The organism is Faecalibacterium sp. i21-0019-B1, assembly GCF_042852915.1.
GTDB classification, from domain to species: Bacteria; Bacillota; Clostridia; order Oscillospirales; family Ruminococcaceae; genus Faecalibacterium; species Faecalibacterium taiwanense.
Genome location: NZ_AP031425.1, coordinates 2,600,545 through 2,624,985 on the forward strand (window position 1 = coordinate 2,600,545; position 24,441 = coordinate 2,624,985).

24 protein-coding genes, 1 tRNA gene, 1 pseudogene and 1 riboswitch are annotated in these 24,441 nt (G+C 56.3%); of the genes and pseudogenes, 10 read left to right on the plus strand and 16 right to left on the minus strand.

Going from position 1 to position 24,441, the window contains the following annotated elements; genetic code table 11:
• Positions 1-103: 103 nt before the first annotated feature.
• The 8 genes from ACGHP1_RS12960 to ACGHP1_RS12995 form a co-directional block, all read right to left on the minus strand.
• Positions 104-2,722, minus strand: a complete 2,619-nt coding sequence (locus ACGHP1_RS12960; protein WP_390509599.1) for an EAL domain-containing protein — start codon at positions 2,720-2,722, stop codon at positions 104-106.
• Between the two features lie 249 nt (positions 2,723-2,971).
• Entirely contained in the window at positions 2,972-3,133 is a 162-nt protein-coding gene (locus tag ACGHP1_RS12965; protein WP_390509600.1) for a hypothetical protein, read from the minus strand.
• A 36-nt stretch (positions 3,134-3,169) separates the two neighbouring features.
• Entirely contained in the window at positions 3,170-3,355 is a 186-nt protein-coding gene (locus ACGHP1_RS12970; protein ID WP_390509602.1) for a hypothetical protein, read from the minus strand.
• Between the two features lie 60 nt (positions 3,356-3,415).
• Positions 3,416-3,745, minus strand: coding sequence for a hypothetical protein (locus ACGHP1_RS12975; protein ID WP_390509603.1), 330 nt, complete (start codon positions 3,743-3,745; stop codon positions 3,416-3,418).
• 360 nt (positions 3,746-4,105) lie between these two features.
• Positions 4,106-4,182 (minus strand) — tRNA-Met (locus ACGHP1_RS12980).
• A gap of 86 nt (positions 4,183-4,268) precedes the next feature.
• Positions 4,269-5,408, minus strand: coding sequence for a DUF4349 domain-containing protein (locus ACGHP1_RS12985; RefSeq protein ID WP_390509604.1), 1,140 nt, complete (start codon positions 5,406-5,408; stop codon positions 4,269-4,271).
• Positions 5,395-5,886: an RNA polymerase sigma factor gene (locus ACGHP1_RS12990; RefSeq protein ID WP_044954130.1), complete on the minus strand. Its 492-nt coding sequence runs from the start codon at positions 5,884-5,886 to the stop codon at positions 5,395-5,397. Before ACGHP1_RS12990 ends, ACGHP1_RS12985 begins: the two co-directional genes overlap by 14 nt.
• 122 nt (positions 5,887-6,008) lie before the next feature.
• The gene (locus tag ACGHP1_RS12995) at positions 6,009-6,584 is read right to left on the minus strand and encodes a hypothetical protein (protein ID WP_243112001.1); all 576 of its coding nucleotides are present in this window, start codon (positions 6,582-6,584) and stop codon (positions 6,009-6,011) included.
• Positions 6,585-6,868: 284 nt separating this feature from the next.
• On the opposite strand from ACGHP1_RS12995, the gene ACGHP1_RS13000 reads away from it, so the two are divergent.
• The gene (locus tag ACGHP1_RS13000; protein ID WP_332376647.1) at positions 6,869-7,429 is read left to right on the plus strand and encodes a biotin transporter BioY; all 561 of its coding nucleotides are present in this window, start codon (positions 6,869-6,871) and stop codon (positions 7,427-7,429) included.
• 56 nt (positions 7,430-7,485) lie between these two features.
• Here ACGHP1_RS13000 and argF read toward each other — a convergent pair whose 3' ends face one another.
• Both argF and ACGHP1_RS13010 read right to left on the minus strand, forming a co-directional pair.
• Positions 7,486-8,484: an ornithine carbamoyltransferase gene (gene argF, locus ACGHP1_RS13005; protein WP_390509605.1), complete on the minus strand. Its 999-nt coding sequence runs from the start codon at positions 8,482-8,484 to the stop codon at positions 7,486-7,488.
• Between the two features lie 93 nt (positions 8,485-8,577).
• Complete coding sequence (locus tag ACGHP1_RS13010) at positions 8,578-9,057, minus strand: dCMP deaminase family protein (RefSeq protein WP_005944992.1); 480 nt, start codon at positions 9,055-9,057, stop codon at positions 8,578-8,580.
• Between the two features lie 243 nt (positions 9,058-9,300).
• Between ACGHP1_RS13010 and ACGHP1_RS13015 the strand changes: the two genes are divergently transcribed.
• The 6 genes and pseudogenes from ACGHP1_RS13015 to lysS all read left to right on the plus strand — a co-directional run bounded on the left by ACGHP1_RS13015 (position 9,301) and on the right by lysS (position 16,022).
• Entirely contained in the window at positions 9,301-11,385 is a 2,085-nt protein-coding gene (locus ACGHP1_RS13015) for an elongation factor G (protein WP_005944998.1), read from the plus strand.
• 919 nt (positions 11,386-12,304) lie between these two features.
• On the plus strand, positions 12,305-12,838 hold the full coding sequence (locus ACGHP1_RS13020) for a leucine-rich repeat domain-containing protein (RefSeq protein ID WP_390509608.1): 534 nt from the start codon (positions 12,305-12,307) through the stop codon (positions 12,836-12,838).
• A gap of 38 nt (positions 12,839-12,876) precedes the next feature.
• Positions 12,877-12,975, plus strand: a pseudogene (locus ACGHP1_RS13025) (leucine-rich repeat protein); the annotation flags it as partial.
• A gap of 405 nt (positions 12,976-13,380) precedes the next feature.
• Positions 13,381-13,791 carry a hypothetical protein gene (locus ACGHP1_RS13030; RefSeq protein ID WP_390509609.1) on the plus strand — a complete coding sequence of 137 codons (411 nt, stop codon included), beginning with the start codon at positions 13,381-13,383 and terminating at the stop codon, positions 13,789-13,791.
• Between the two features lie 208 nt (positions 13,792-13,999).
• On the plus strand, positions 14,000-14,485 hold the full coding sequence (gene greA, locus ACGHP1_RS13035; protein WP_005945007.1) for a transcription elongation factor GreA: 486 nt from the start codon (positions 14,000-14,002) through the stop codon (positions 14,483-14,485).
• 25 nt (positions 14,486-14,510) lie between these two features.
• The gene (gene lysS, locus ACGHP1_RS13040; protein ID WP_005945010.1) at positions 14,511-16,022 is read left to right on the plus strand and encodes a lysine--tRNA ligase; all 1,512 of its coding nucleotides are present in this window, start codon (positions 14,511-14,513) and stop codon (positions 16,020-16,022) included.
• Between the two features lie 341 nt (positions 16,023-16,363).
• On the opposite strand, the gene ACGHP1_RS13045 is transcribed toward lysS, so the two are convergent.
• From ACGHP1_RS13045 to ribD, 6 genes are read right to left on the minus strand one after another with little or no spacing between them, the layout of a single operon-like run.
• Positions 16,364-16,813: a low molecular weight protein-tyrosine-phosphatase gene (locus ACGHP1_RS13045; RefSeq protein WP_015565338.1), complete on the minus strand. Its 450-nt coding sequence runs from the start codon at positions 16,811-16,813 to the stop codon at positions 16,364-16,366.
• A complete protein-coding gene (locus ACGHP1_RS13050; protein WP_005944121.1) occupies positions 16,810-17,226 on the minus strand; it encodes a response regulator transcription factor in 417 nt (138 codons plus the stop codon). Before ACGHP1_RS13050 ends, ACGHP1_RS13045 begins: the two co-directional genes overlap by 4 nt.
• A 20-nt stretch (positions 17,227-17,246) precedes the next feature.
• The gene (ribE, locus tag ACGHP1_RS13055; RefSeq protein WP_097781396.1) at positions 17,247-17,723 is read right to left on the minus strand and encodes a 6,7-dimethyl-8-ribityllumazine synthase; all 477 of its coding nucleotides are present in this window, start codon (positions 17,721-17,723) and stop codon (positions 17,247-17,249) included.
• A 21-nt stretch (positions 17,724-17,744) separates the two neighbouring features.
• Positions 17,745-18,941 carry a bifunctional 3,4-dihydroxy-2-butanone-4-phosphate synthase/GTP cyclohydrolase II gene (locus tag ACGHP1_RS13060; protein WP_097781397.1) on the minus strand — a complete coding sequence of 399 codons (1,197 nt, stop codon included), beginning with the start codon at positions 18,939-18,941 and terminating at the stop codon, positions 17,745-17,747.
• 12 nt (positions 18,942-18,953) lie between these two features.
• Positions 18,954-19,595: a riboflavin synthase gene (locus ACGHP1_RS13065; protein WP_154261081.1), complete on the minus strand. Its 642-nt coding sequence runs from the start codon at positions 19,593-19,595 to the stop codon at positions 18,954-18,956.
• Positions 19,559-20,683, minus strand: coding sequence for a bifunctional diaminohydroxyphosphoribosylaminopyrimidine deaminase/5-amino-6-(5-phosphoribosylamino)uracil reductase RibD (gene ribD / locus ACGHP1_RS13070; protein ID WP_338427636.1), 1,125 nt, complete (start codon positions 20,681-20,683; stop codon positions 19,559-19,561). The genes ACGHP1_RS13065 and ribD overlap by 37 nt, the downstream gene beginning before the upstream one ends.
• 151 nt (positions 20,684-20,834) lie before the next feature.
• Positions 20,835-20,949, minus strand: a riboswitch (FMN riboswitch).
• A gap of 728 nt (positions 20,950-21,677) precedes the next feature.
• Between ribD and ACGHP1_RS13075 the strand changes: the two genes are divergently transcribed.
• From ACGHP1_RS13075 to ACGHP1_RS13085, 3 genes are all read left to right on the plus strand, one after another.
• Positions 21,678-23,006: a phage/plasmid primase, P4 family gene (locus tag ACGHP1_RS13075; RefSeq protein ID WP_390509610.1), complete on the plus strand. Its 1,329-nt coding sequence runs from the start codon at positions 21,678-21,680 to the stop codon at positions 23,004-23,006.
• A gap of 589 nt (positions 23,007-23,595) precedes the next feature.
• Entirely contained in the window at positions 23,596-24,000 is a 405-nt protein-coding gene (locus ACGHP1_RS13080; protein WP_390509611.1) for a hypothetical protein, read from the plus strand.
• Positions 24,001-24,143: 143 nt separating this feature from the next.
• Entirely contained in the window at positions 24,144-24,365 is a 222-nt protein-coding gene (locus tag ACGHP1_RS13085) for an excisionase (RefSeq protein WP_390509819.1), read from the plus strand.
• The last annotated feature ends 76 nt before the right edge of the window (positions 24,366-24,441 follow it).

Consider the following 24,441-nt stretch of genomic DNA (forward strand, 5'->3'; position numbering starts at 1 on the left):
TGTGCTGTTGTTTGCCCGGTTCCAGTATACCGCAGCAAACTGCAATACGCCAGTGGCAGATGCAAAAAGCCCCGCATTTCTGCGGGACTTTTTATGTTCGTATTCAGCCGCTGTCGGATGCAGAGCTGTACTCGGCAATGACCTTGCGGGCGGCAGGTGCCATTTTGGCCGGCACGGCGGCAGGTTTTGCAAGGAAGTAGCCCTGCAGCGCATCCGCGCCCAGCTCGATGACCTTGCGCAGCTCGGCGGCGGTCTCCACGCCCTCGGCAATGATCTTCATGTTGCGCGGGTGGGCATAGGCCACGATGTTCTGCACGATCTGCTGCTTGTCCGGGTCGGTATCGATGCCGCGGATGATGGCGATATCCACCTTGATGAACCGGGGCGAAAGCTCCAGCAGGCTGTTCTCGTTGGCAAAGCCGCTGCCGTAATCGTCCAGCGCGAACATGCCGGAGAAGCCCGGCGCATGGCGCTTGACCTCCAGTGCTTCGTGGTTAATCTCCTCTTCCTCGGTGATCTCAATGACCATCTGACGGCGCAGTTCATGCCAGCGGCTATCCATATACTCGCTGTCCTCTCTGGGCAGGCAGATGCTTGCAATGGAGTTGATGAACAGCATCGTGTCCCTGCGCACAAGGCCCTCGCTGCGCAGGTGGTCGAAGTTCTCCAGCGATTTGAAGAAGGTCAGCCGCTCGATCTCGCACAGTGCGCCCTGCTCCCGCGCCAGCTTCATGATGGTAGCGGGCGAGCGCAGCGCTTCCATATCGGAGCGCATCAGGGCTTCGTATGCCATCGCCTTGCCGGTGCGGGCCGAGAAGACGGGCTGGAACACATAGTACACCCGCTCCTCGGTAAGCAGCTGCTGGAAGTCGCGTCTCAGCTGTGCGGCCTGTGCTTCCTGCTGGTAGATTTCCATGCTGAACTCTTCCAGATGTCCCTTGTTGGTGCGCTTGACCTGATAGAGGGCAAAGTCGGCATACTTTTTCAGGATGTCCATATCGGTGCCGTTGGCCGGGTACCACGCCACACCGCCGGAAATGCTGATACGCAGCTCATTGCCGCTGGGCAGGATGGCAACGCTCTTCTGCATGGCGCTGCTCAGGGTGCGGATCTTCTCACGGATCTGATCCTGACTGGAATAGCCGTAGAACAGCAGCACGAACTCATCGCCGGAAAGGCGGGACACCACAGTGCCGTTGGGTGTGTTCTCCGCAAGGCAGCGGCCAGTGCGGTGGATGTACTGGTCGCCCCAGTCGTGGCCGTAGGTATCGTTGATGTGCTTGAGGTTGTCCAGATCCATCATCAGCAGAGCTGCAACGCCCAGCTGGTGCGGATCGCGGAACAGCTCTTCGCTCACGCGGTGGAAGGCCTGACGGTTATACAGGCCGGTCAGGATATCGTAATCGCGTTCGTGCTCAATACGCATGCGCTCCAGCGTGGCTGCGGTAACGTCCTCGGCCAGACCCACCTGCGTGGTCTGGTCGTTGGTGACGCGCAGCATGATGTAGCGGGTCTCGCCCTCCTTGCGGATGGTGAGTATCTTGTCTCCCTCTGCCGTGGTGGTACAGGGATGGGAAAGCTGGATGTTGCTCAGCTTTTCCTCAAAGCGGCGCACACTCAGGAAGTGATCCTTGGGCTGGGGGGCACCCAGCAACGCAAAAAAGTTATCGGTAACATACACACTGCCAGTGTCGAACCTCAGCTCATAGCCGCCCAGCTCCACACTGGCCATGTCCATGATGCGCAAAAACTTTGTGGAGTTGTTCAGCAGCTCGCTGTTCAAGCTGGTCAGTGCATCGGCCAGACGGTCCAGCTCCCGGATGTTGGTATGGGACAGCTGCGGGAACTGCTTTTTCTCCTGCCCGTCCACCACTTCGTGATACAGCAGCTCCACCGGATGGGCCAGATTGCGGGCAACGACCAGACTGCCCAGCGCGCCCAGCACCAGCGTAAACACAATGGCAATGGCGATCACGTTGCGCACATTGTCTGCAAAGGCAAACAGCACCTTGCTGTTCACGGTGCCGATCAGCAGCCAGCGCTCATTGGAAAATGGCGCGTTGCGGCTGTACAGGGTAATGGGCAGGGCCACGGCATAATAGTCTTTATTCCGTAGCGTCAGCCAGCACTCGTCCGCCCGGAGTTCGCAGTTCATCATGCCGGCCGGTGCTTCCGAAGTGATCATATCCTCGCTGGAAGTGACCGCCTTGCTGACGATAAAGGAGGTATCTTCCTCATCAGCAGTGGTGGAGACTAAGAAGTAGGTGCCGGTATTGCCGTCCTGCAGTTCACTGTAAGGCAGCTTTGTCTGCAGGCAGCTGGTAAGCAGCTCCACACCCACCACACCGTAGATCGTGCCGTCCGGCAGGATCAGCGGCTGGGAGTAGGCAATGGCGGTGCGGCTGTCGTTGCCTATCTTATAGGCACTGGTAGTCCAGCGGCCGTAATCCTCGGCGTTCAGCCTTGCGCCGTCCTCCCACGCGGTCTGGAAGGGAGTCTTGAAAAAGCCGTTGTCCTTCAGGCCGTAGTAGCGCAAGGTGGGCTGCCAGCTTTTATCGGTGGTGATGCCCAGCTTTTTGACCACCGCCGAGCTGCCGCACTCGATCATCAGATCGGCGTTGTCCTCCGAAGGGCGGGCATCCGGGTCCAGATCCCGCAGGTAGATGCCGGGCAGGCCGCAGCCCACATCAAGGTTGTGCAGATTCACGGTGTTCAGTACCACAAAGATGCCACTGACCGGTTTTGCTCGCAGGGTGTTAACCAACTCCGGCGCAATGGCCGTGAGCAGTGCGTCGCTCTTCTCACGGCTCGTGTTCAGTTCGGCCAGATCGAGCTGGCCTTCTTCCTACATGGCAAGAACGGTATTGTTGATGTGCTCCGACAGATCGGTCAGATTCTGTGCATCCTGCATCAGGTCCTGCACGTAGCTGACGCGGTTGCGCACCTGCATGTTGAGCATGTCCTTGGCGTTCTAGTTCAGCCTGCCGTCCACATTGGTAATGGCAATGCTGACTGCCAGCAGCACCACCTCCACCAGCGTCACCAGCATCATGGCGTTAAAAATGGTGCGGAAGATAGGCCTGCCTGTTTTTTTGCGCCGGGCGGCATCCGTATCCTTCTGTCTGCGCAGCATCGCCATCACCTCTTTTCCTCAGCGTGTTCCGTCGGCTCAGTCCTCGTACTGTTTGAGCTGACCGCAGATATCCTGATACCATGCCTCAAAGTGATCGTTGGTCAGGAACTCGGCTTCTGCGTCCGCAGCGCTCTGACCCTCGGCGATGCGCTGCTCCACGGTCTCGCGGCGCACAGCCCGGACACGACCGCTTTGAGATATTTTTTCATCGATTTTCTCCACTGAGGGCGCTCACGCAGCAGGACGTTCCAGCTACCATATCACCTGATTATACCTAGTTTATCATACCATCTTTTTCCGGGTGCGTAAACAAAATCTGGCAAAAACCTTCACGATCACAAGAAAGCGGAAGAACTTTCCACCCATCGGAACAAAAAGCACAGCCGTCAACAGTTCATCCGCCTCGGCCAGCTGGGCCTCGGCAGCGGCATCGTCCAGCATATCCCTGCCCGCGCAGCGCTGCATGATGACATGGCACACCGGGCGGCGTGTGGCCTCCAGCACCGAGTGACGGAAGCCGTAGCGGGAGACGTTCTTTTTGCCGTACAGCAGGATGAAGCCCATGCTGTTGCGGCTGTCCGCCCGCAGGAAGCCGTGGGTGATGTAGGGCATGCCCACCTGCCTGTTCACCCGCCGGGGCGACACCCGGCCCGAGATCCAGACACTAAAGACCCTTGCTCTCGCCGAGCACGCCCGTGCCGTGGAGGACGGCAGATTGTAAATGGTAAATATAGAAAAAGCACCGCTGCGCAGTACAATTTTGCCGCCATCATTGAACGAGCGCAGCCCCCAGCAAGACCTTCAATCTGGCAGGCCTTGTGGGCAGCTACCATTTCAGCGGCGAGTGGGTGTAAATTTTTGATACAGTAAGAGGGGCTGCTGCACTTTCGGCTAAAACGATGTGCAGCAGCCCCTTCTTCGTATCGGATACAGACAACAAAAAAGCGTTCTGAGAGATCTCAGAACGCTTGGTGGTTGCGGGGGCCGGATTTGAACCAACGACCTTCGGGTTATGAGCCCGACGAGCTACCAGACTGCTCCACCCCGCGATATTTACTTTGTGCTCTCAGCGGTTCTCGCTGACTGCTCAAGTATAATACCACAAGGGCGGGCGGATGTCAAGTATTTTTTTGATTTATTTTTTCTTCTTTTTCCAAACCACGAACCCTGCGCAGGCGGCGGCTGCGATCACCACCACCGGCCATGCACCGGCAAGGGCAACGATGACCTGCTGCAGGCCATCCACAAAGTTCTGCCAGCCAGCGGAAAGGGCGCTGACAAAGCGGCTGCCGAAGCCCTCGCTGGGCGGCGAGTAGGTGCTCACCTCGCTCAGGCTCACGCACACGGTGCACTCTTCCACCTGATCGTTGTACCAGTCCATCTGGCTCTGCCAGCTCTCGATCTGGCTCTGCACATCCGTCAGGCTGGACTCGATTTCAAGCAGGTCGGAGAGGTTGTCGGCCTGCTGCTGCAGCTGCTGCAGGCGGGTTCGCTGGTTCTTGAGATTCTCAAGCCGGGTCTCCACGTCCATGTACTGGGCGGTCACGTCGTCGGCCTGCTGGTTTTTGTAGGTCACGTTGCCTGCTTCGGCCACGGCGGCAAGAAAGTTCTCGTAGTTCTGCTGCGGCACCCGGTAGGTCAGGCTGACACTGCGGCTGTCACCGGCATCCGAGTATTCACTGCTGGATTCCAGATAGCCGCCCGCTTCAGCAAGGGCAGCATCCAACGCAGCGCGGGCTGCATCGTAGTCCTTGCTTTCCAGGCTGAGGTTCGCGGTGTAGATGATCTTTGCGTGGTCGGTGCTGTGGGCCGCTGCTGCCGCGTCGTCCTCCGAATAAACAGCGGTGCCGTTGTCTGCGCCGCTTTCCAGCGACAGGGTGTTCAGACTGTAATCGGCTGCCATGGGGCTGTCCACAGCGGCGCGGTCCGCGCCGCCTGCCGCCATCGCCGCCGCAGTGCTGTCCGCAGAATAATAGACCGCCGGGCTGCTGCTCTTTGCGCCAAGGCCGATTTGTCCGGTGGCAAAAGCACCATAGCCTACCACGCACACAGCAAGGCAGGCCGCCAGTGCGCCCACCCGCTTTGCGGGGAAGCGGATCAGTTTCTTCTTCGGCTGCACCGGGGCGGACTGAGCCGGTACCGGTGCGTCGGTTTTCATCATGGGCTGGGCCTTTTCTTCTTCGGTCAACTGGTCTGTCATGGCCAGCAGCTTTGCCTTCAGATCGTCCGGGGCGTAGAGGTCGTCCGTCTCCATCTTGTACTCATACCACCTCATCTTCGATCTCCTCCTTCAGCATCGTATGTAACTGCGCCCGGGCACGCCGCAGCCAGCTCAGCACCGTGTTGGACGGTGCGCCCATCATCCGGCCGATCTCCGCCGCCGTGTACCCCTCGTAGTAATGCAGATAGATGGCATTGCGGTAGTTTTCCGGCAGGGCGCGCACTGCGTCCAGCACACTGCCGTCCTCAAACGCATCGGGCGCGGGCAGGTTCTCGTCCAGCTCGGTGTCCTTCTGATGGGCTGCGCGGGTCAGGTCCCGGCAGCGGTTGATGGCCACCCGCAGCAGCCACGCCTTGAGGTGCTCCTCACTCTCAAACGTACCATTATAATGCAGGAGCTTCTCGTAGACATCCTGCACCACGTCCTCGGCATCGGCTGTGCATCGGCTGTTGTGTATGGCAGCGCGGTAAACAGCATCGCTGTATTTCTGCACTGCCAGCGTAAATACTTCGTTTCTGGTCAGCTGTCCCATAGTTTCAAGCTCTCCTTTACCGCCTGTACAGGGCTGGTGGAATTCGTGTTCCACGGGGGACATTCACCCTATACACGGCTGAACGCCCCCGAAGATTGCATTGCTGGAAAAATTTATGAAAATCACCTTTTATATACTCTCTGCAGCAGGGCCACCCGTTCTGCAAGGAAGGTCTCGGCCTTCGGATGGTGCAGCCAGCGCTTGTTCGCCGCTGTGCCAGCCAGCTTTCTGCCCAGCGCTTCCGGGTCGGTATCGGCCTGCATCACATCCTGCATGGTCAGCTGCAGCGTCAGCGCCGCAGGGGTGTCCGGCAGCGGCGGCAGCGGGTCCTCCCACACAAAGGGCGGCAGCAGCTGCACCGCCACCGTGGCGCGGGTGCACTCCTCGGTGAGCAGCAGGGCTGCAGGCGTGCCGTCCGGCTGGACGTGCAGGGTGCTGTACAGCAGCTGCAGACTGCCCTCGGCCAGCAGGCGGATATCCCCCTCCCGCCCGGTAGGCGAAAGGCTCAAATATTCCCGCGCCTCGTCCAGATAGATGTGCCGGGCCGGTGCCTGCACGCGGGCATACAGCGCAGGCAGCGCAAAGCGGCCCGCTTTGTCCAGTGCGTGCTGCAAAAGCAGGTAGAACTCGGTCAGTGGGTAGGCCGGGTCCGGCTGCGGCATCCCGAAGTCCGGCCGCGAAACATGTCCTCCACCCATGGGGAACCTCCTTGATAAATAACGCTGATGCGGTATTCTAAACATAGAAGGGGCGCTGACTGCAAGGGTCAGCTTTCCATCCCGTTTATCAAAAAGATTGACCGCACAGTTTGGAAGCAGGGCGGTCAATCTTTTTTGTTATCATCTTACCATATTCTACGACGCATTACAACACGCCCTATTGTAAACCCTGCTGTAACTTCATTGTTGACCGTCTTCCCTCTGCCGCGTTATACTCGGGCACAGATGCCTTGTAAATTTTTAACAGAGGGGAATTCTATTCTATGAAAAACAAAAAACTGACCACCTATCAGATGGCTGTCACTGCGCTGATGGCCGCCGCGCTGTGCGTGCTTGGCCCGCTGAGCGTGCCCATCGGAGCCATTCCCATTTCGCTGTCAAACTTTGTCATCTGCCTGACCGCATGGCTGCTGGGGCCCAAGTTCGGCACCCTGAGCGTGGCGGTGTACCTGCTCATCGGCCTTGTGGGCGTGCCGGTGTTCTCCGGCTACGGCGCGGGCATTGCCAAGCTGGCAGGCCCCACCGGCGGCTATCTGGTTGGCTACCTGCTGCTGGCCTTCATCGGCGGTCTGTTCATCGAAAAGAGCAAGGGCCAGCCGGTGATCGCCGGCATCGGCCTTGTGCTGGGCGATGCCGCCTGCTACGTGCTGGGCACCGCATGGTTCGTGTTCCAGATGCAGTGCGAGCTGGGCTATGCGCTTTCGGTGTGCGTGTACCCGTTCATTGCGCTGGACCTCGCCAAGATCGTGGTGAGCTGCATCGTGGGTGCACTGCTGCGCAAGCGTCTGGTACAGGCTGGCGTGCTGAAGCTGAAGGAAGCCTAACAGGAAAAGCAAAAGGGAGACTGCAAACGCAGCCTCCCTTTTTTATTTGTGATCCGTTATTTTACATAGCCAAGGGTCGCAGCCATCACGGCCTTGATGGTGTGCATCCGGTTCTCGGCTTCGTCGAACACGATGCTCTGGGGGCCTTCAAACACTTCATCGGTCACTTCCATGGCATCGCGGCCAAAGCGCTCGCCCATCTCCTTGCCCACGGTGGTCTTGTGGTCGTGGAAGGCGGGCAGGCAGTGCATGAGCACAGCGTGCGGGCCTGCAATGTCCATCAGCCGCTGGTTGATCTGGTAGGCGGCAAGGTCGTTGATGCGCTCAGCCCACACCTCCACCGGCTCACCCATGGACACCCACACATCGGTGTACAGCACGTCGGCACCCTTGGCGGCCTTGGCGGGGTCCTCCTCAAAGGTGAGGGTGGCACCGGTCTCGGCAGCGATCTTCTGGCACTCGGCCACGAGGGCAGCGTCCGGCTGGTACTTTTTGGGTGCACAGGCGGTGAAGTTCAGGCCCATCTTGGCGCAGCCCACCATCAGGCTGTTGCCCATGTTGTAGCGGGCATCGCCGAAGTAAACGAAGTTGATGCCCTTCAGGTGGCCAAAGTGCTCCCGGATGGTGAGGAAGTCGGCCAGGATCTGGGTGGGATGGAACTCGTTGGTCAGGCCGTTCCACACCGGCACACCGGCGTAGTGGGCAAGGTCTTCCACGATCTGCTGGCCGTAGCCGCGGTACTCGATGCCGTCGAACATGCGGCCCAGCACACGGGCAGTGTCGGCGATGGACTCCTTCTTGCCGATCTGGCTGCCGGACGGGTCAAGGTAGGTCACTTCCATGCCCAGATCGTGGGCAGCGACCTCGAAGCTGCAACGGGTGCGGGTGGAGGTCTTTTCAAAGATCAGGGCGATGTTCTTGCCTGCCAGCTGGTCATTGTGGCGGATGCCGGCCTTCTTTTTTGCCTTCAGGTCTGCGGCAAGGTCCAGCAGTTCTTCGATCTCGGCAGGGGTGTAGTCCAATAGCTTCAAAAAGCTGCGGTTCTTCAGACTCATTGTATATTTCCCTCTCTATGCAAGCATTCTTGAATATTTATTCAAGCTATGATTCTATTATAGTACGTTGCATCGGGAAGGTCAAGAGGAAGCTTACAGCTCCAGCTCTGCCTTCCGTCCGGTGGACTGATAGGCAGTCAGCTTCACGCCGGCCTTTTTGAACATGAACCGCGCCGCCACGCTGGAATCGCTGTCGTGGTACTTGTCGCCGTAGTACACCACCTCGGCAATGCCCGACTGGATGATGGCCTTGGTGCACTCGTTGCAGGGGAACAGCGTCACGTACACCCGCGCACCTTTCAGGTTATTGTGGGCGCTGTTGAGGATGGCGTTCAGCTCGGCGTGGCACACGTACATATACTTGGTGTCCAGCGGTGCGCCCTCCCGCTCCCAGGGCATCTCGTCGTCGCTGCAGCCAATGGGCATACCGTTGTAGCCCAAGGACAGAATTTTGTTTTCCGAGCTGACGATGCACGCGCCCACCTGACTGTTGGGGTCCTTGGAGCGCATGGCCGTGAGCAGCGCAATGCCCATGAAATATTCATCCCAGTTGATGTAATCGGTACGTTTCATTTCGGTATGCTCCTTGTGCCTGTATTCTGCCTTTTATTATAGCGTATCGCTGTGGATTTTACAATAAACTTTGGCACTGCCGTGCAACTTGCACAAAACACTGCCCCGAAGTTTGGCGCTTGATTCGTCAGAATTTTCAAACGAAATATTTAAAAATCATTTTAAGTGTGGTATTATCTTTGTAAAATATGCCACAAAAGCGGAGAGAATGCTCCGTGCGGCGGAAATGAGGGAAAAACCGATATGAAATACGCAAGCAACAACATCCGCAATATCCTGATTGCCGGTCATGCCGGCAGCGGCAAGACCACGCTCACCGAGGCGCTGGTCTATTTTTCGGGCGCTGCCGAGCGTATGGGCCGGGTCGAGGACGGCACCACGATTTCGGACTTTGACCCCGAGGAAGCAAAGCGCAAGGCCAGCCTGTCTGCATCGGTCGTCCCCGTGGAGTACGAGGGCATCAAGTACAACCTGATCGATGCGCCGGGCCTGTTCGACTTCGAGGCCGGTGAGTACGAGGGCATCCGTGCCGCCGAGAGCGTGCTGGTGGTAGTGTCCGGCCGCAGCGGCGTGACTGTGGGCGCGGAAAAGGCGTTCCAGCTGGCCCGCAAGAATGGCAAGGCTACCATGGTGTTCGTCTCCAAGTGCGATCTGGAGAATGCCAACTACTTCAAGATCCTTGAGGATATGAAGATCAAGTTCGGCTCCACCGTCTGCCCCTGCGTGGTGCCCGCCAAGCTGGACGACGGCACCCTCGTGTACATCAACCTGTTCAGCCAGAAGGCCTTCAAGTACGAGGGCGGCAAGCAGATCCAGGTGGACCTGCCGGACATCGGCCACCGTTTTCAGGGCCTGATCGAGGCCATGAGCGAAGCCATCGCCGAAACGGACGATGAGCTGATGGAAAAGTTCTTCGGCGGCGAAGCCTTCACCACCGAGGAGATCGTGGAAGGCATGCGCAAGGGCGTCAAGGACGGCCTGATCACCCCCGTGTTCTGCGGCAGCGCCGTGAACCAGCAGGCGCTGGATATGCTGCTGTTCAACATGCACAAGCTGCTGCCCAGCCCGGAGCACGAAGCCAGCACGCTGGCCGAGGATGCCGCCGGCGAGCCGGTGGAACTGCACTGCACCGTGGACGAGCCTACCGCCGCCTACGTGTTCAAGACCGTGGCCGACCCATTCGTGGGCAAGCTGAGCTACCTGCGCGTGGTCAGCGGCAAGGTGACTGCAGGCGAACCCCTCACCAACGCCCGCACCGGCGATGTGGAGAAGATCTCCAAGCCCCTCACCGTCATTGGCAAAAAGCAGGTGGACTCCGACGGCATCATTGCCGGTGACATCGGCGCAGTGGCAAAGCTGGTGAGCGCCAAGACCGGCGACACCCTGTGCGACGCTGAGCGCGTGGTCAAACTGCCCGCCCCCGTGTTCCCCAAGCCCAGCCTGTTCATGGCCGTCACTGTGGCCAAGAAGGGCGACGAGGGCAAGATCAGCAGCGCGCTGGCCCGCCTGATGGAAGAAGACCCCACCCTGAGCTACGAGAACAACGCCGAGACCCATCAGCAGGTGATCGGCGGTCTGGGCGAGCAGCATCTGGACGTGGTGAAGGCCAAACTCAAGAACAAGTTCGGCGTGGAGATCGGGCTGGAAGCACCCCGCATCGCCTACCGCGAATCCATCCGCAAGGCCTGCCAGAAGCAGGGCCGTCATAAGAAGCAGACCGGCGGTCACGGCCAGTTCGGTGATGTTATCATCAACTTCGAGCCCTGTGACAGCGAGCAGGTGGTGTTTGAGGAGAAGGTATTCGGCGGCAGCGTGCCCAAGAACTTCTTCCCGGCTGTTGAAAAGGGCGTGCGCCTTGCCGCCGAAAAGGGCGTGCTTGCAGGCTACCCCGTGGTGGGCCTGAAAGCCACCCTGCTGGACGGCAGCTACCACCCGGTGGACAGCTCCGAGATGGCCTTTATTATGGCCGCAAAGCTGGCTTACAAGGCCGCTATGCCGGAGGCCGGCCCGGTCATTCTGGAACCCATCCACACCCTGAAGGCTCATGTGCCGAACGACAACACCGGCGATATCATGGGCGATGTGACCAAGCGCCGCGGCCGCGTGCTGGGCATGGAGCCGGACGATGACGGCCTGCAGACCATCATCGCTGAAGTGCCGCTGGCAGAGCTTGCAAACTTTACCACCTTCATCCGGCAGACCACGCAGGGCCGCGGCTGGTTCACCACCGAGTTTGCCCGCTACGAGGTTCTGCCCGAGATGCTGGTGCCTGCCGTTGTGGAGCAGGCCAAGAAGCTGGGCAATCTGGACGAGAGCGCAGACGATTAAACGGCAAACGTCAACTTCCCCCCAGTCTGCTGCGCAGACAGCCCCCCTCACCGAGGGAGCTGGCAGAACCGTCAGGTTCTGACTGAAGGAGTTCCCACCGAAATACGACATCACCCCGACCCCCGTTGACACTTTTCCCTCTGTCAGCGGGGGTTTTTGCGGGCCATTCCAACGGCAAATTGTTAATTTTTATCTGCCCGCTTGACTTTTGCGCGGGATTGCATATACTAAAAGTAGGCTATGTGATGATATGCTGTTCATCATGGATTTCCACGCAAAAAAGAACCCCATCCGGAGTTGCCGCTCCAGATGGGGTCTTTTTGTTAGTGCTTACTGCCCTTGCACATCAGGCTGTCAAGCCACTTGCACAGATAATAGGCTACTACCTGTGCTATGCAACGACGACGACCGCCGCCAGCGGCGGAAACAGGGAGGAGCTGTTGGGACCGCGGCCTGCAAGATGCGAGTGCCGCCCAAGGCACGAAGCAGATGCAGGGAGCCGCAACCCGTACAGGATGCCAGAAGGGCCGCATTGCCAGTATAACACAAGCTCTGACCCAATACAACAAAAAGCCCCCCGGTACTGCGAATACCGGGGGCTTTTTGTTTAGTGCTTGGGGAATGCCTTATTCCAAGTCTCGATCACGTTGAACTTCGGTGTCCAGCCTTCGGGCTTGAAGGTGTCTGCGCTCTTGGCCTCCATGATGCCCTGCTCCGCTTTCCCTCTGTCGGCGGGGATTTTTGTTGTTATTTTTCTAAGATCCTCTAAAAATCTCTGCCATTTTTAGGCATCCTTCCAATCTTGTCTAAAATCCTTGATTTCTGTTGGGGGGGTAGAATAAGGAATTGTGAATCTTTTTTGTCCACGATCCGCGCAGACAAGATCCACCCGCAAAAGTCGTATCAAGGAGGAATTTATATGAAAACGCGACTTATCAGCCTGCTGCTGGCATTCAGCATGGCACTGACATTTCTGCCTGTCGGGGCAGTCTCTGCATTTGCGGCGGAGACGGGCGATACATTTAACTTTAACGGTCTTACATACGAGATAACAAGTGACACAACCGCCAAAGTCAAAGGACCCGAAGCAACCACCTTATTGACCCAAGTAACTATTCCAGAAAAAGCAACAAATTCCTTGAATGGAGAATCCTACACTGTAACAGCCATTGCGGATAAAGCTTTTCGCAACACAAGATTTAACGGCGAAATCACATCCATTACACTTCCCGATAGTTTGAAGGAAATCGGTGATTTCGCTTTCTTTTCTTGCCTCAAACTCGAAGACATCAATCTTCCCGATGGGCTTACTAAAATCGGGTATCAAGCTTTTCAGAACTGTTATAGTTTAACAGAAATCACCATTCCAAGCAGTGTAACTACTATGAGTTCACATGTGTTCAACCGCTGTATCGGACTAAAAAAGTTACCTTTGAAAAGAATTCGCAGCTAAGCGCGCTTCCTGATGCAACCTTTGCCAACTGTGAAAGTCTGGAGTCTTTTACCCTTCCCAATGGATTCACTTCCATCGGCGAAAATGCTTTTTATAAATGCGGAAATCTCACCACATTAAACATCTCGGATGATGTTACTGAAATCAAAAAAGATGCTTTTATTGATTGCGCAAAGTTCAACACTATCAATTATGACGGTACCAAATACTCTTGGAACGCTCTACTAAAAAGCGGCAGCGTAGATAACACAGTTTTGGAAAAAATTCAAGCGGACGGCTTCACCGTGAATTACTGGGTACAGCCTTTGGTCGTCAGCGGCGGCATTTTCACAGTAGATGGCGATCCTGTAGTTGGCGATACAGCTATTGTGCCCGTCGGTGCTACAGTTGAAATCACTTTTGATCAGCAGTCTTTCGCTGACAGTGGTCTCTCTTTTGGTAGTTGGGAGATTGATGGTTTAAGCAATTCAGAATACTACAAAAATAAAGAAAGCTTCACCTTTACTATGCCTAAGAATCGCGTAGCAGTCACAGCTTCAACAATGGATATTCCCATCATCGATGACTCCCCTGTTGACCCTGGCATCAGCACTGCGGTAACGATCATTGGCGGTGCACTGCTGGTGGGCGGGCTGCATCAGCTGGGCACCGAGCTGTGGCTGATCCATCATCTGCCCAAGGGTACCGCCATCCCGGAAACTCGCATCGAACTGGCCGAAGTGCTCTGGAAGGATGCCGGACAGCCTGTTCCTGCTGCCGAAGCCGCTTATACCGATATCGACACCGACGACACCGATGCGCAGCAGGCTGCACAGTGGGCAATTGAAAACGAGCTGATGACGCTGCGCAGCAGTGAGCATCCGGACAAATTCGACCCCCATGTGCCGGTCTCCACCGTAAAAGCCATTCGCGCGTGGAAAAAGGCACAGCAGATGAAACCGTCTACCAAGTAACACCCAATGGAATCAAAACAGCCCGTTCTCCTTTTTTGAAGAGCGGGCTGTTCCGTTATTTGATCCAGCCGACACATTTTTCTGCCCTACCGCCGCCTTTTTTGTTGACAAAGCAGCCGCCTGCTATTATAATAATGTAGTCAAAATGGCATTCTTGTGCGGCTTTGCGGCTGCACAGCACAAATAGAGACAAGGAGAGATTCTCAACATGGCACAAGAGATCAAAATGTCCGCTGCCGGTCTGAAGGCAATGCAGGAAGAACTGGAATACCTCAAAACGGTGCGCCGCAAGGAGCTGGCCGAAGAGATCAAGGAAGCACGCAGCCACGGCGACCTTTCCGAGAACAGCGAGTACGACGAGGCCAAGAATACGCAGGGTCTGGTGGAGAACCGCATCACCGAACTGGAGCAGATGATCAAGAACGCCGTCATCATTGATGAGAGCGAGCTGAGCGTGGACAATGTCTCTGTGGGCACCCACGTCACCATCCTCATGACCGGTGAGGACGAGAACGAGGAGTACGACATTGTGGGCCGCACCGAAGCCGACCCCCTGAACGGCAAGATCAGCGACGAAAGCCCCGTGGGCCACGCTCTGCTGGGCAAGGCTGTGGGCGACAAGGCCGAAGTGCTGCTGCCCACCGGCCACACCGTGGAGTACACCGTGCTGAACATTACCCACGCTGCAGGCTGAGCAGGCCAAACGAATAGGAGAAACCATGGAAGAACAAAAGAAGAACCCGGCGCAGGGCCTGTCCGAGAGCGAGCAGGTGCAGGTGCGCCGCCAGAAGCTGGCCGACCTGCAGGCTGCAGGCCACGACCCCTTCACCCTGACCAAGTACCCGCAGGATGCCTACTCTGCCGACCTGAAGGCCGAGTTTGCCGACCTGCCCAACGAGACCGACAGCGGCAAGACCGTGGCGCTGGCTGGCCGTATGATGTCCAAGCGCGTAATGGGCAAGGCAAGCTTTGCCCACCTGCGGGACGATAAGGGCGACATTCAGCTGTACGTCCGCCGCGATGAGCTGGGCGAAGAGCCTTACGCCGCCTTCAAGAAGCTGGACGTGGGCGATATCATCGGCGTGAAGGGCGAGGTGTTCCGCACCAAGACCGGCGAACTGAGCGTGCGCGCCACCGAGCTGACCCTGCTGGCCAAGAGCCTGCGTCCCCTGCCCGAGAAGTTCCACGGCCTGACCGACACCGAGATGCGTTACCGTCAGCGCTACGTGGACCTGATTGCAAACCCCGAGGTGAAGGACACCTTCGTGAAGCGCAGCCAGATCCTGAAGGAGATCCGCGCCTATCTGGACGAGAAGGGCTTCCTGGAGGTGGACACCCCCATCCTGACCCCCTTCGAGATCGGTGCCTCTGCCCGCCCCTTCTACACCCATCACAACAGCCTGAACATGGACATGGTGCTGCGCATCGAGACCGAGCTGTACCTCAAGCGCCTGATCGTGGGCGGCATGGACCGCGTGTACGAGGTGGGCCGCATCTTCCGCAACGAGGGCATGGACCCCAAGCACAACCCGGAGTTCACCAGCATCGAGCTGTATCAGGCCTTCACCGACTTCCACGGCATGATGGATCTGGTGGAGGAGCTGTACAAGCGCCTTGCCCAGAAGATCTGCGGCAGCATGGTCATCCCCTATCAGGGCAAGCAGATCGACATGGGCCACTGGGAGCGCCTGACCATGGTGGAAGCGGTCAAGAAGTATTCCGGCGTAGACTTCAACGACTGGAAGTCCGACGAGGATGCCATCGCCGCCGCCAAGGAGCACCACGTGGAGCTGCCCGAGGTGCCCACCAAGGGTTCCATTCTGGCTGAGTTCTTCGATGCCTTCGTGGAGGACAAGCTCATCCAGCCCACCTTCATCTACGATTACCCCGTGGAGATCAGCCCGCTGGCAAAGCGCAAGCCGGACGACCCCGCCTTCACCGAGCGCTTTGAGTATTTCATCGACTGCACCGAGTACGGCAACGCCTTCAGCGAGCTGAACGACCCCATCGACCAGAAGGGCCGCTTTGAGCGTCAGGTGGCCGAGCGCAAGGCCATCGAGCCCGACTGCAAGGCACAGGTGGACTACGACTACGTGAACGCACTGGAGTACGGCCTGCCCCCCACGGGCGGTCTGGGCTTCGGCGTGGACCGTCTGGTGATGCTGCTCACCGACAGCGCCTCCATCCGCGATGTGCTGCTGTTCCCCACGATGAAGCCGATTGAGCAGTAAAACGCAAAATTAAAACGCAGATACGATGAAATTTCGGACAAAATTCAAGCGGCATCTGCGGTACTACACCACAACTACACCAATTTTGGGACGTTTTCCCGAAAAGGAGCCTTACAAAGCGGTGTGGTGTAAGAATCGAATAGGCGGATTGGTGTAGTAGGTACACTGAACCCCAAACGCAAAAATGCGGCAGCTATGTTGTGAAAATACAACGTAGCTGCCGCTTTTTGTTTCGTATAGAGATTTTATGCTGACAGGCAACTTCTCCTGTGGTTAAATCAATTTGTCGTTGGCAAGTGTCAAACACTCCTGATTTGGCATACGCCAAAATTTACGCCAATTTAGCGCAGTTCCTCAAGCAATGCCGTGCATCCTTCCAGTATATCCTGCCATGTGGCTTCAAAATCTCCCGTGAACCATGGGTCTGCCACTTCACGGGGATGATCCGTATGCGCCATCAGCAGCGAGACTTTATGCTGTGGGTCTCCGCCGACAAGCCGCAGGATGTCGCACAGATTACTTTCGTCCATGCCAATCAGATGATCATACCGTGCATAATCCAGCCGGGTCATCTGCCGGGCGGTCTTGCCGTTGCAGTCGATGCCATGTTCTGCCAGCTTCTGCCGTGCAGGAGGATAGACCGGATTTCCGATTTCCCATGCACTGGTGGCGGCTGATGCGATTTCAAATTGCTCGGATAGTCCTGCCTTGGACGTAAGGTCTTTCATCACATACTCCGCCATCGGGCTTCGGCAGATATTTCCGAGACAAATAAATAAGATCCTGGTCATGCCGGGTCGTTCTCCTTTTGGCTTACAAAAGCATAGCCGCCGTGGGTAGTGCGGATAAAGCTACCGCAGCCGGCCAGCTTCTTTCGCAGATTGGAAACGGTATTTGCCACGACCTTTAAGGTGTCGTCACAGTTTTGTCCCCACACAGCACGGAAAAGCTCTTCTTTTGAGAAGATTTGTCCTTCGTGGGAGGCAAGCATCAGCAGCAAATCGAACTCCAGTCGTGTAAGGGAGACTTTTCTGCCGTTGCACGACACTTCGTGGGTCATTCCGTCCAGTGTAAGCCCCGGAAGAACCAACTTCTCCCATGAATCAATGGATATTTGCTCTGCCTCGATGTGCTCTCGTTCCAGAAGCATCCGGATCTTCTGCTCCAATTCCGGGTCAGGCTGTCGGGTCTTTATAACGATCATGGCAAACTCCTGCGTGTATTTTACTCTGCGGCGGTATCCATTTCCCGGAGCAGGTTTACCATCTCGATGGCACTGACTGCACAGTCATAGCCTTTATTACCTGCTTTGGTGCCTGCCCGCTCGATGGCCTGTTCGATGTTTTCGGTGGTCAGAACACCAAAGAGGACGGGAACCCCGCTTTCCAGCGAGACCGTGGCAATGCCTTTGGAAACCTCATTGCACACATAGTCGTAATGGCTGGTAGAACCGCGAATCACGGCACCAAGGCAGATCACAGCATCATACTTTCCGCTTTTTGCCATTTTAGAGGCAACCAGTGGGATCTCAAAAGCACCCGGAACCCATGCAACATGAATATCAGCGTCCTGCACATCGTGCCGGAGCAGACCATCCATTGCTCCGCTCAGAAGTTTGGACGTGATAAATTCGTTGAATCGGGCAGCTACGATACCGACCTTGATATTCTGAGAAACCAGCTTGCCTTCAAATGTTTTCATTTTTAAATACCTCTTTCGTTGTTAATATTCCAGAAGATGCCCCATCCGTGCCTGCTTCGTTTTCAGGTAAAACAGGTCATACGGGGTCGCCGTCATCTGAATGGGTACGCGCTCGGAGATCTCCAGCCCAAACTCGGAGAGCTGATATACTTTGTCCGGGTTATTGGTAAGCAGGCGCAGGCTTTTTACGCCAAGTTCCCGGAGGATCTGTGCGCCGAGATAATACTCCCGTTCATCTCCATGGAACCCCAGAGCGAGATTGGCTTCCAGCGTATCCATGCCCTGCTCCTGAAGTTCATAGGCACGCAGCTTGTTGATCAGACCGATGCCCCGGCCTTCCTGCCGCATATAGAGCAGGATACCCCGGTCTTCTTTTTCGATCTGCGTCATGGCAGCGGCCAGCTGCTGGCCGCAGTCACAACGCAAAGAGCCAAATGTATCTCCTGTCAGGCATTCCGAGTGGACGCGGCACAGAATATCCTTTCCATCGCCAATGTCACCTTTTACCAGTGCAATGTGATGCTCTCCGTTCAGGCGGCTCACAAAACCATAAGCTCTGAAGGTGCCATACTTGGTGGGCAGGTTCACTGCCGTCACCTGATCGACCAGTTTATCGTGACACTTGCGGTACTCCTGTAAATCACGGATGGTGATGAATTTGATCTGGAAACGCTCTGCCAGCTTTGCCAGTTCAGCGGTGCGCATCATCGTGCCATCCTCCCGCATGATCTCGCAGCACAGGCCGCATTCTTTCAGCCCTGCCAGACGGCACAGGTCAACGGTTGCTTCCGTGTGACCGTTGCGCTCCAACACACCGTTCTTTTTTGCCAGAAGGGGGAACATATGGCCCGGTCTGCGGAAATCTTCTGCTTTTGCGTGATCGTCCACACAAGCCATCGCCGTAATGGAACGCTCTGCGGCAGAAATGCCCGTAGAAGTAGAAACGTGGTCGATGGACACCGTAAATGCCGTTTCATGGTTGTCGGTGTTATGCTGCACCATCTGCGGAAATTGCAGCTTCTGGACGAAAGCTTCGGACATCGGCATACAGATCAGACCTTTGCCGTGGGTCGCCATAAAGTTGACGTTTTCGGTGGTGGCAAATTCGGCAGCACAGATGAAGTCCCCCTCGTTTTCACGGTCGGGGTCATCCGTTACCAGAATGATTTTTCCTTGCTTCAGGTCTTGCAAAGCTTCGGGAATGGTATTGAAGTTCATCGTAAACTCTCCTTAAAAGCCGCAGCGCAGCAGCATTTCTTTTGTGAGCGTGTTTTGCTTCGGTGTTTCTGATGGAAGCAGCCTCTCGATATATTTTCCAACAACATCGGTTTCCAAATTGACAAAATCCCCTTTGTGCCGTTGGTTCAGGTTCGTCTGACGGACGGTGTGCGGTATCGTGGACACGGAAAAGCCCGTAGGTTCCACCGCAGCCACGGTCAGGCTGATACCGTCTATTGTGATAGAGCCTTTTTCAACGACATAGCGAAGGATCGCAGAATCTGCATGAATGGTGTACCAGATAGCCGTATCGTCTTTTCGGATATTAGCAATGCGTCCGACGCCATCCACATGGCCTGCTACGATGTGTCCGCCAAAACGTCCGTTGGCCGGCATGGCACGTTCCAGATTGACAGCACTTCCAACGGTGAGCTGTGCAAGTGCAGAGCGGTTCAAGGTCTCGTGCATGACATCCGCAGCAAAGCTATCCGGGAAGAGCTGCCTGACGGTCAGGCAGATGCCGTTGACGGCGATGCTGTCGCCGATCCTGGTTCCTTCCAGAACCGTTTTTGCACGAACAGTCAGTACGGCGGAATGCTGTCCCCGATTGATGGACTTTATTGTTCCGACTTCTTCCACGATTCCGGTAAACATGGGTACTCCACCTCACTTTCGATCAGGAAATCTTTGCCAAGCTGTTCCAATCGGCTGTTCTTCAGGCGGAATGCAGCATCCGGAAGCGGGACACCTGCACCCTCAATGGGTGCTTTGGCATCCCTTCCTCCGAACAGCTTCGGGGCAATGTAAGCCTGTACCTGCTGCACGATGCCACTTTCCAGTGCAGACCAGTTCAAGGTTCCGCCGCCTTCCAGCAGAATGCTGTCGATCTGCTCCTGCCCCAGCTGTTCCATCAGTTGCAGAAGATTCACATGACCGCAATGCGCTTCCAGACAAAGGACCCGGCACCCGGCCTGTTGATATGCCGCCTGCTTCTCCGGGTCGCCGCAGCAGGTCGCAAGAATGGTCGGAACTTGTTTGGCGGTCATGACCACCTGTGATTGCAGCGGTGTCCGCAAATGTGTATCACAGATGATCCGGACGGGATCACGGCCACCCTCTATCCGGCAGGTCAGCAGCGGGTCATCTGCTAGGATGGTTCCGACTCCCACCATAATGCCGCGGAATCGGTGTCGCTGCCGTTGAACATGATTCCGGGCAATTTCCCCGGTGATCCATTTGGAAGCGCCTGTGTATGTGGCGATTTTTCCGTCCATCGTCATGGCGTATTTCATGGAAACGAAGGGGCGTTTTGTGGTGATATAGTGGAAGAACACCTTGTTCAGCGCATCGCATTCCTCTTGCAGAACATTTTCGGTCACATCTATGCCGTGTGCGCGCAGGATTGCAATTCCTTTTCCAGCCACCAGCGGATTCGGGTCAGCAGAACCCACGACCACCCGGTGAATGCCCGCGTCCAGAATCGCATCCACGCAGGGCGGCTGCTTTCCGTAATGGCAGCACGGCTCCAATGTCACATACAGGGTCGCTCCCTGCGGATCTTCGGTGCAGGATGCCAGCGCATTGCGCTCCGCATGAGCCTGACCGTATCTCTGGTGCCAGCCCTGTCCGATGGTCCTGCCCTCTTTTACGACCACGGCACCCACCATCGGGTTGGGAGATGTCCATCCGCAACCTTTTTTTGCAAGCTGCAAAGCCAGACGCATATACTCTTTGTCGTTCATCGTGTCGCCTCCAAAAGAAAAAGCCCTGAACAAAACCGTTCAGGGCAAGCCGAAAAGACACAAGGGACCCTTGTGCAAAAAAGAAAGCTCCAGAATGCAAACGCATCCCAGAGCAGCCTCCACAAGCGCAGAACCGTGCGGGCTCTGCGCTTGGTATCTTCTTTCATCCAGACTGTACTGTCGGCTTCGGAGTTTCACCGAATCATGCCTTACGGCTCGTGGGCTGTACCACCGGTAGGGAATCGCACCCTGCCCTGAAGATTTCTGATTCAATTACAGCGGCATTATAGCACGGCTCCTTTCGGATTGCAAGGGCATTCTGCAAACCGGGACGAAACCGGGATGAAACCGGGATGAAGATGGGTACGAAACTTTTTGACTATTATTGCCTTGTCAAGAGGGTAGGCGTCGTCCAGCCCTCTCTTTTTTTGCCAAAGTTTCCCTTGCTTTTTCTTGCACACTGCCGAAAGTGGCGTGTTCTCAAAAGTTCGCGTTTGCGCAGCGCAGCGGAGCAATGAAAGCTCCAGTGGGGCTTTTAAGCGACAGAACGGTCTTGCGCAGCAAGATGGAGGGGCCTCGCCCCGACAAGTTCACGTTGACACGGCTCGATTTTTGTGGTAGTCTATCCCAACAATTGAATATAACATATTTTTACATATTCGTTCAGACCCAGCGGGGCTGAACATCTTGGCTTTCAGCCGTTACATAACCGACTAGCATGACCTTCCAGAAAAAGCGAAGGCAGGGCTGGTCTGTTTTGTGACGGCTTTTTTGTTGCCGTTTTGCCCGTTGCACCTTGAAAACAGCATGACCGTCTGCATGGGATACCCGGCGATGACCCCCAAGTGGGAGAGCCGGAAAACGCCGCCGGAAGGGGGCAGGAAAGCCATGCAGGGAAAACGGCAGGACGTTGATTTCCCAGTTGCGGAGAAAAACGATGTGGTCAAATTGACCACATCGTTTTCCGTGACGCCAACGAAAGGACGGAATGCCTATGAGTAATTTTACCCCTGCATGGTTCAAGAAAGGCTTTTTCAACGAATCCCTGTTCTGTGACGATTTTCTGAGCACCCACCAGCTGCTTTACTCGAATGGCGCGTTTTTCACCCCGGACGGCAGAATGGTGGACCCCATGCCCCTGCGGTGTGAGATCTTCGAGATGATGCGTGAATACGTTGGGGCAAACCTTGCCAAGAAGGTTACCAATGTGGTGGACGTGCTGAAGCTGGCGGCACAGGTGGAGGACTTTCCGCCCGTCACCGACCGTATTGCACTGGCAAACGGCACCCTGTATCTGGATGGCACCTTTCAGGAGGGCAAGCCGGAGATCGTCCGCAACCGGCTCCCGGTCAAGTATGACCCGAAAGCTCCGCAGCCCTCCCATTGGCTGCGGTTCCTGTCCGACCTGCTCTACCCGGAAGACATTCCCACCGTGCAGGAGTTCATCGGCTACTGCCTGATCCCCAGCAACAAGGGCCAGCGCATGATGGTCATCAAGGGCAGCGGCGGCGAGGGAAAGTCGCAGATCGGTGTGGTGCTGTCCCGGCTGTTCGGCTGCAACATGAAGGATGGCAGCATCGGCAAGATCTCGGAGAACCGCTTCGCCCGTGCTGACCTGGAGCACACCCTGCTCTGCGTGGACGACGATATGCGGATGGAAGCCCTTCGCCAGACCAACTATGTCAAATCCATTGTGACCGCACAGGGGCAGATGGACTTGGAGCGCAAGGGCAAACAGAGCTATCAGGGTTGGATGTACGCCCGTCTGTTGGCGTTCAGCAACGGCGATCTGCAGGCATTGTATGACCGCTCGGACGGTTTCTATCGCCGTCAGCTCATCCTGACCACCAAGGACAATCCCCTCTCCCGTGTGGATGACCCGGACATTGCCGAGAAGATGGCGGCAGAGGTCGAGGGCATCCTGCTGTGGGCATTTGAGGGCTTGCAGCGGCTGGTGAAGAATGGCTTCCAGTTCACCGAGAGTGACCGTGCCAAGCGCAACCGGGAACTGGTGAAGCGGGACAACAACAATGTGTTTGATTTCCTCGAATCCGAGGGCTACATCCGCCTGAAGGCGGATGCCTGTACCAGCTCGAACGAGCTGTATGAGGTCTACCGGATGTGGTGTGAGGAAAACAGCCTGAATGCGATCAAGGCCAGAGGGTTCAGCGATGCGCTGATCGCCAACCAGCGCAGGTATAATCTGGAATCCACCAATAACATCGTCAACTCGTCCGGGCGGCGTGTCCGGGGCTTTGTGGGCATCGAAGCCCTTGTGCAGCCCGACCTCCCCCCAATGGCTGGCGGGCATGACTCCCCATAAAGGAGAATATGGACATTTTGCTGCGTACGTGCGTACGCGGCGGATGCCCTTTCTCTGTACGCACGTACGCAGCGATTGACCGAATACGCACCATATAGGGGTGTTATTGGCAAAGTGTCAAGTTGACAGTTTGCCAAGAGTGGTAAGTGACGGGAAACGGCACTTACCAGCTCCTACCCAATTCCCCAAAATGGGAATCAGGGTGAGATGGCCGTTATCAGACCGTCTATCTGCCTGTTACCATTTTGGGAACAGGCAAAATCAGTTGGTCAATTTGGCCAACTGAAAAAGCCGGACGAGCTGCGGGCAGGGATTCGCAAATCTTTGCCTGTCAGCTTGCCCGGAGCAAGAGTGCAGAGGTGCGGGTCGCCAGTGGCGACCTCAAAAGGCCGCAGGTATTTTGAAGCACCGACCGAGCCGACAGGCGAGACCGCAGCCTTTTGAAGGGAGTCAAGGGGGAACGCCTTGCCCAGTGATATGATGCTGTGCGTCATATCCTACTGGGTATTATCTGGCGCAAAACGGCGGCAAATCCAGCAGCTCCGCTGCTGCGTTCTCCCCGCCAAGCTGTTGAAACGGAGAGATGTCTATGGAGACCCTGCTGGAAGATGTTTCGGCTGCGGCCTATGACAAGGCGGTGGAGGTCGTGACAGATGTAGTACGCGCCGAGACCCGGACGGAAGATATGCGGATGATCGAGGACACGAAGAAGTGGGTGCTATCCCCGGAGAGAAAGGCTCCGCAGGCCACGAGAGAGTATGCCGCTCACCGTTTGGATGGCGTGCTGGACAAGTTTCTCAAGACCATGCAGACCACCGCCGCCCGCCTGCAAGAGAAGCTGCTGAAGCCGGAAGTCCGGCAGAAGGGCAAGGAGCAGGTCAAGGAGAAAGCGCGGGATTCCGTTCTGCAACTGCTGAGCCGCTTGCAGGTAGAACAGGCGCAAAACAAACCATCGGCACAACCCCGCACACAGGAGGGACACTCGGAAATCTGAACCTCATCGGGAGCGTTTGGGGCAGAAAGCTGGCACCTTCTGCCCCGGCACCCGGTTACAAGGAATTGGAGGTGCAAGTGAAAGAAGTTTGCGTTTGCGAAGCAATGAAGTCCCCAGTGGGGACTTTAAGCAATGGAACGGTCTTGCGTCAGCAAGATGGAGGGACTAAGTCCCGACAAGTTCCGATTTGGCAAAAGAGTAATCTGACCTTGGAGGAAGCGGCGGCTTACTCTGGGATCGGTATCAATAAACTGCGGTCAATGACCGATAGCGATGAATGCAAGTTCGTCCTTTGGAACGGAACCAAACGGCTGATCAAACGCCGTAAGCTGGACGAATATCTGGACACGGCATTCTCGATCTGATGCGGTTCAAAAATTGACTGTTTGATGTTGCAGGGAGTCTTGCGTCATGGTATACTCATGGCGTAAGGCTCCTTTT

Coding starts and splice junctions, on each gene's coding strand:
- ACGHP1_RS12975 (WP_390509603.1), bottom strand. CDS start 3,745: ATGCCCTACATCACCCACGGCTTCCTGCGGGCGGACAGCCGCAACAGC.
- ACGHP1_RS13045 (WP_015565338.1), bottom strand. CDS start 16,813: ATGACCAGGATCTTATTTATTTGTCTCGGAAATATCTGCCGAAGCCCG.
- ACGHP1_RS12965 (WP_390509600.1), bottom strand. CDS start 3,133: ATGCTGCGCAGACAGAAGGATACGGATGCCGCCCGGCGCAAAAAAACA.
- ACGHP1_RS13050 (WP_005944121.1), bottom strand. CDS start 17,226: ATGATCGTTATAAAGACCCGACAGCCTGACCCGGAATTGGAGCAGAAG.
- ACGHP1_RS13010 (WP_005944992.1), bottom strand. CDS start 9,057: ATGAAACGTACCGATTACATCAACTGGGATGAATATTTCATGGGCATT.
- ACGHP1_RS13075 (WP_390509610.1), top strand. CDS start 21,678: ATGAGTAATTTTACCCCTGCATGGTTCAAGAAAGGCTTTTTCAACGAA.
- ACGHP1_RS12985 (WP_390509604.1), bottom strand. CDS start 5,408: ATGAGGTGGTATGAGTACAAGATGGAGACGGACGACCTCTACGCCCCG.
- ACGHP1_RS13080 (WP_390509611.1), top strand. CDS start 23,596: ATGGAGACCCTGCTGGAAGATGTTTCGGCTGCGGCCTATGACAAGGCG.
- ACGHP1_RS13020 (WP_390509608.1), top strand. CDS start 12,305: ATGAAAACGCGACTTATCAGCCTGCTGCTGGCATTCAGCATGGCACTG.
- ribE (WP_097781396.1), bottom strand. CDS start 17,723: ATGAAAACATTTGAAGGCAAGCTGGTTTCTCAGAATATCAAGGTCGGT.
- argF (WP_390509605.1), bottom strand. CDS start 8,484: ATGAGTCTGAAGAACCGCAGCTTTTTGAAGCTATTGGACTACACCCCT.
- ACGHP1_RS13060 (WP_097781397.1), bottom strand. CDS start 18,941: ATGAACTTCAATACCATTCCCGAAGCTTTGCAAGACCTGAAGCAAGGA.
- ACGHP1_RS13015 (WP_005944998.1), top strand. CDS start 9,301: ATGAAATACGCAAGCAACAACATCCGCAATATCCTGATTGCCGGTCAT.
- ACGHP1_RS12990 (WP_044954130.1), bottom strand. CDS start 5,886: ATGGGACAGCTGACCAGAAACGAAGTATTTACGCTGGCAGTGCAGAAA.
- lysS (WP_005945010.1), top strand. CDS start 14,511: ATGGAAGAACAAAAGAAGAACCCGGCGCAGGGCCTGTCCGAGAGCGAG.
- ACGHP1_RS12995 (WP_243112001.1), bottom strand. CDS start 6,584: ATGGGTGGAGGACATGTTTCGCGGCCGGACTTCGGGATGCCGCAGCCG.
- ACGHP1_RS13065 (WP_154261081.1), bottom strand. CDS start 19,595: ATGTTTACCGGAATCGTGGAAGAAGTCGGAACAATAAAGTCCATCAAT.
- ACGHP1_RS13000 (WP_332376647.1), top strand. CDS start 6,869: ATGAAAAACAAAAAACTGACCACCTATCAGATGGCTGTCACTGCGCTG.
- greA (WP_005945007.1), top strand. CDS start 14,000: ATGGCACAAGAGATCAAAATGTCCGCTGCCGGTCTGAAGGCAATGCAG.
- ACGHP1_RS13030 (WP_390509609.1), top strand. CDS start 13,381: ATGGATATTCCCATCATCGATGACTCCCCTGTTGACCCTGGCATCAGC.
- ribD (WP_338427636.1), bottom strand. CDS start 20,683: ATGAACGACAAAGAGTATATGCGTCTGGCTTTGCAGCTTGCAAAAAAA.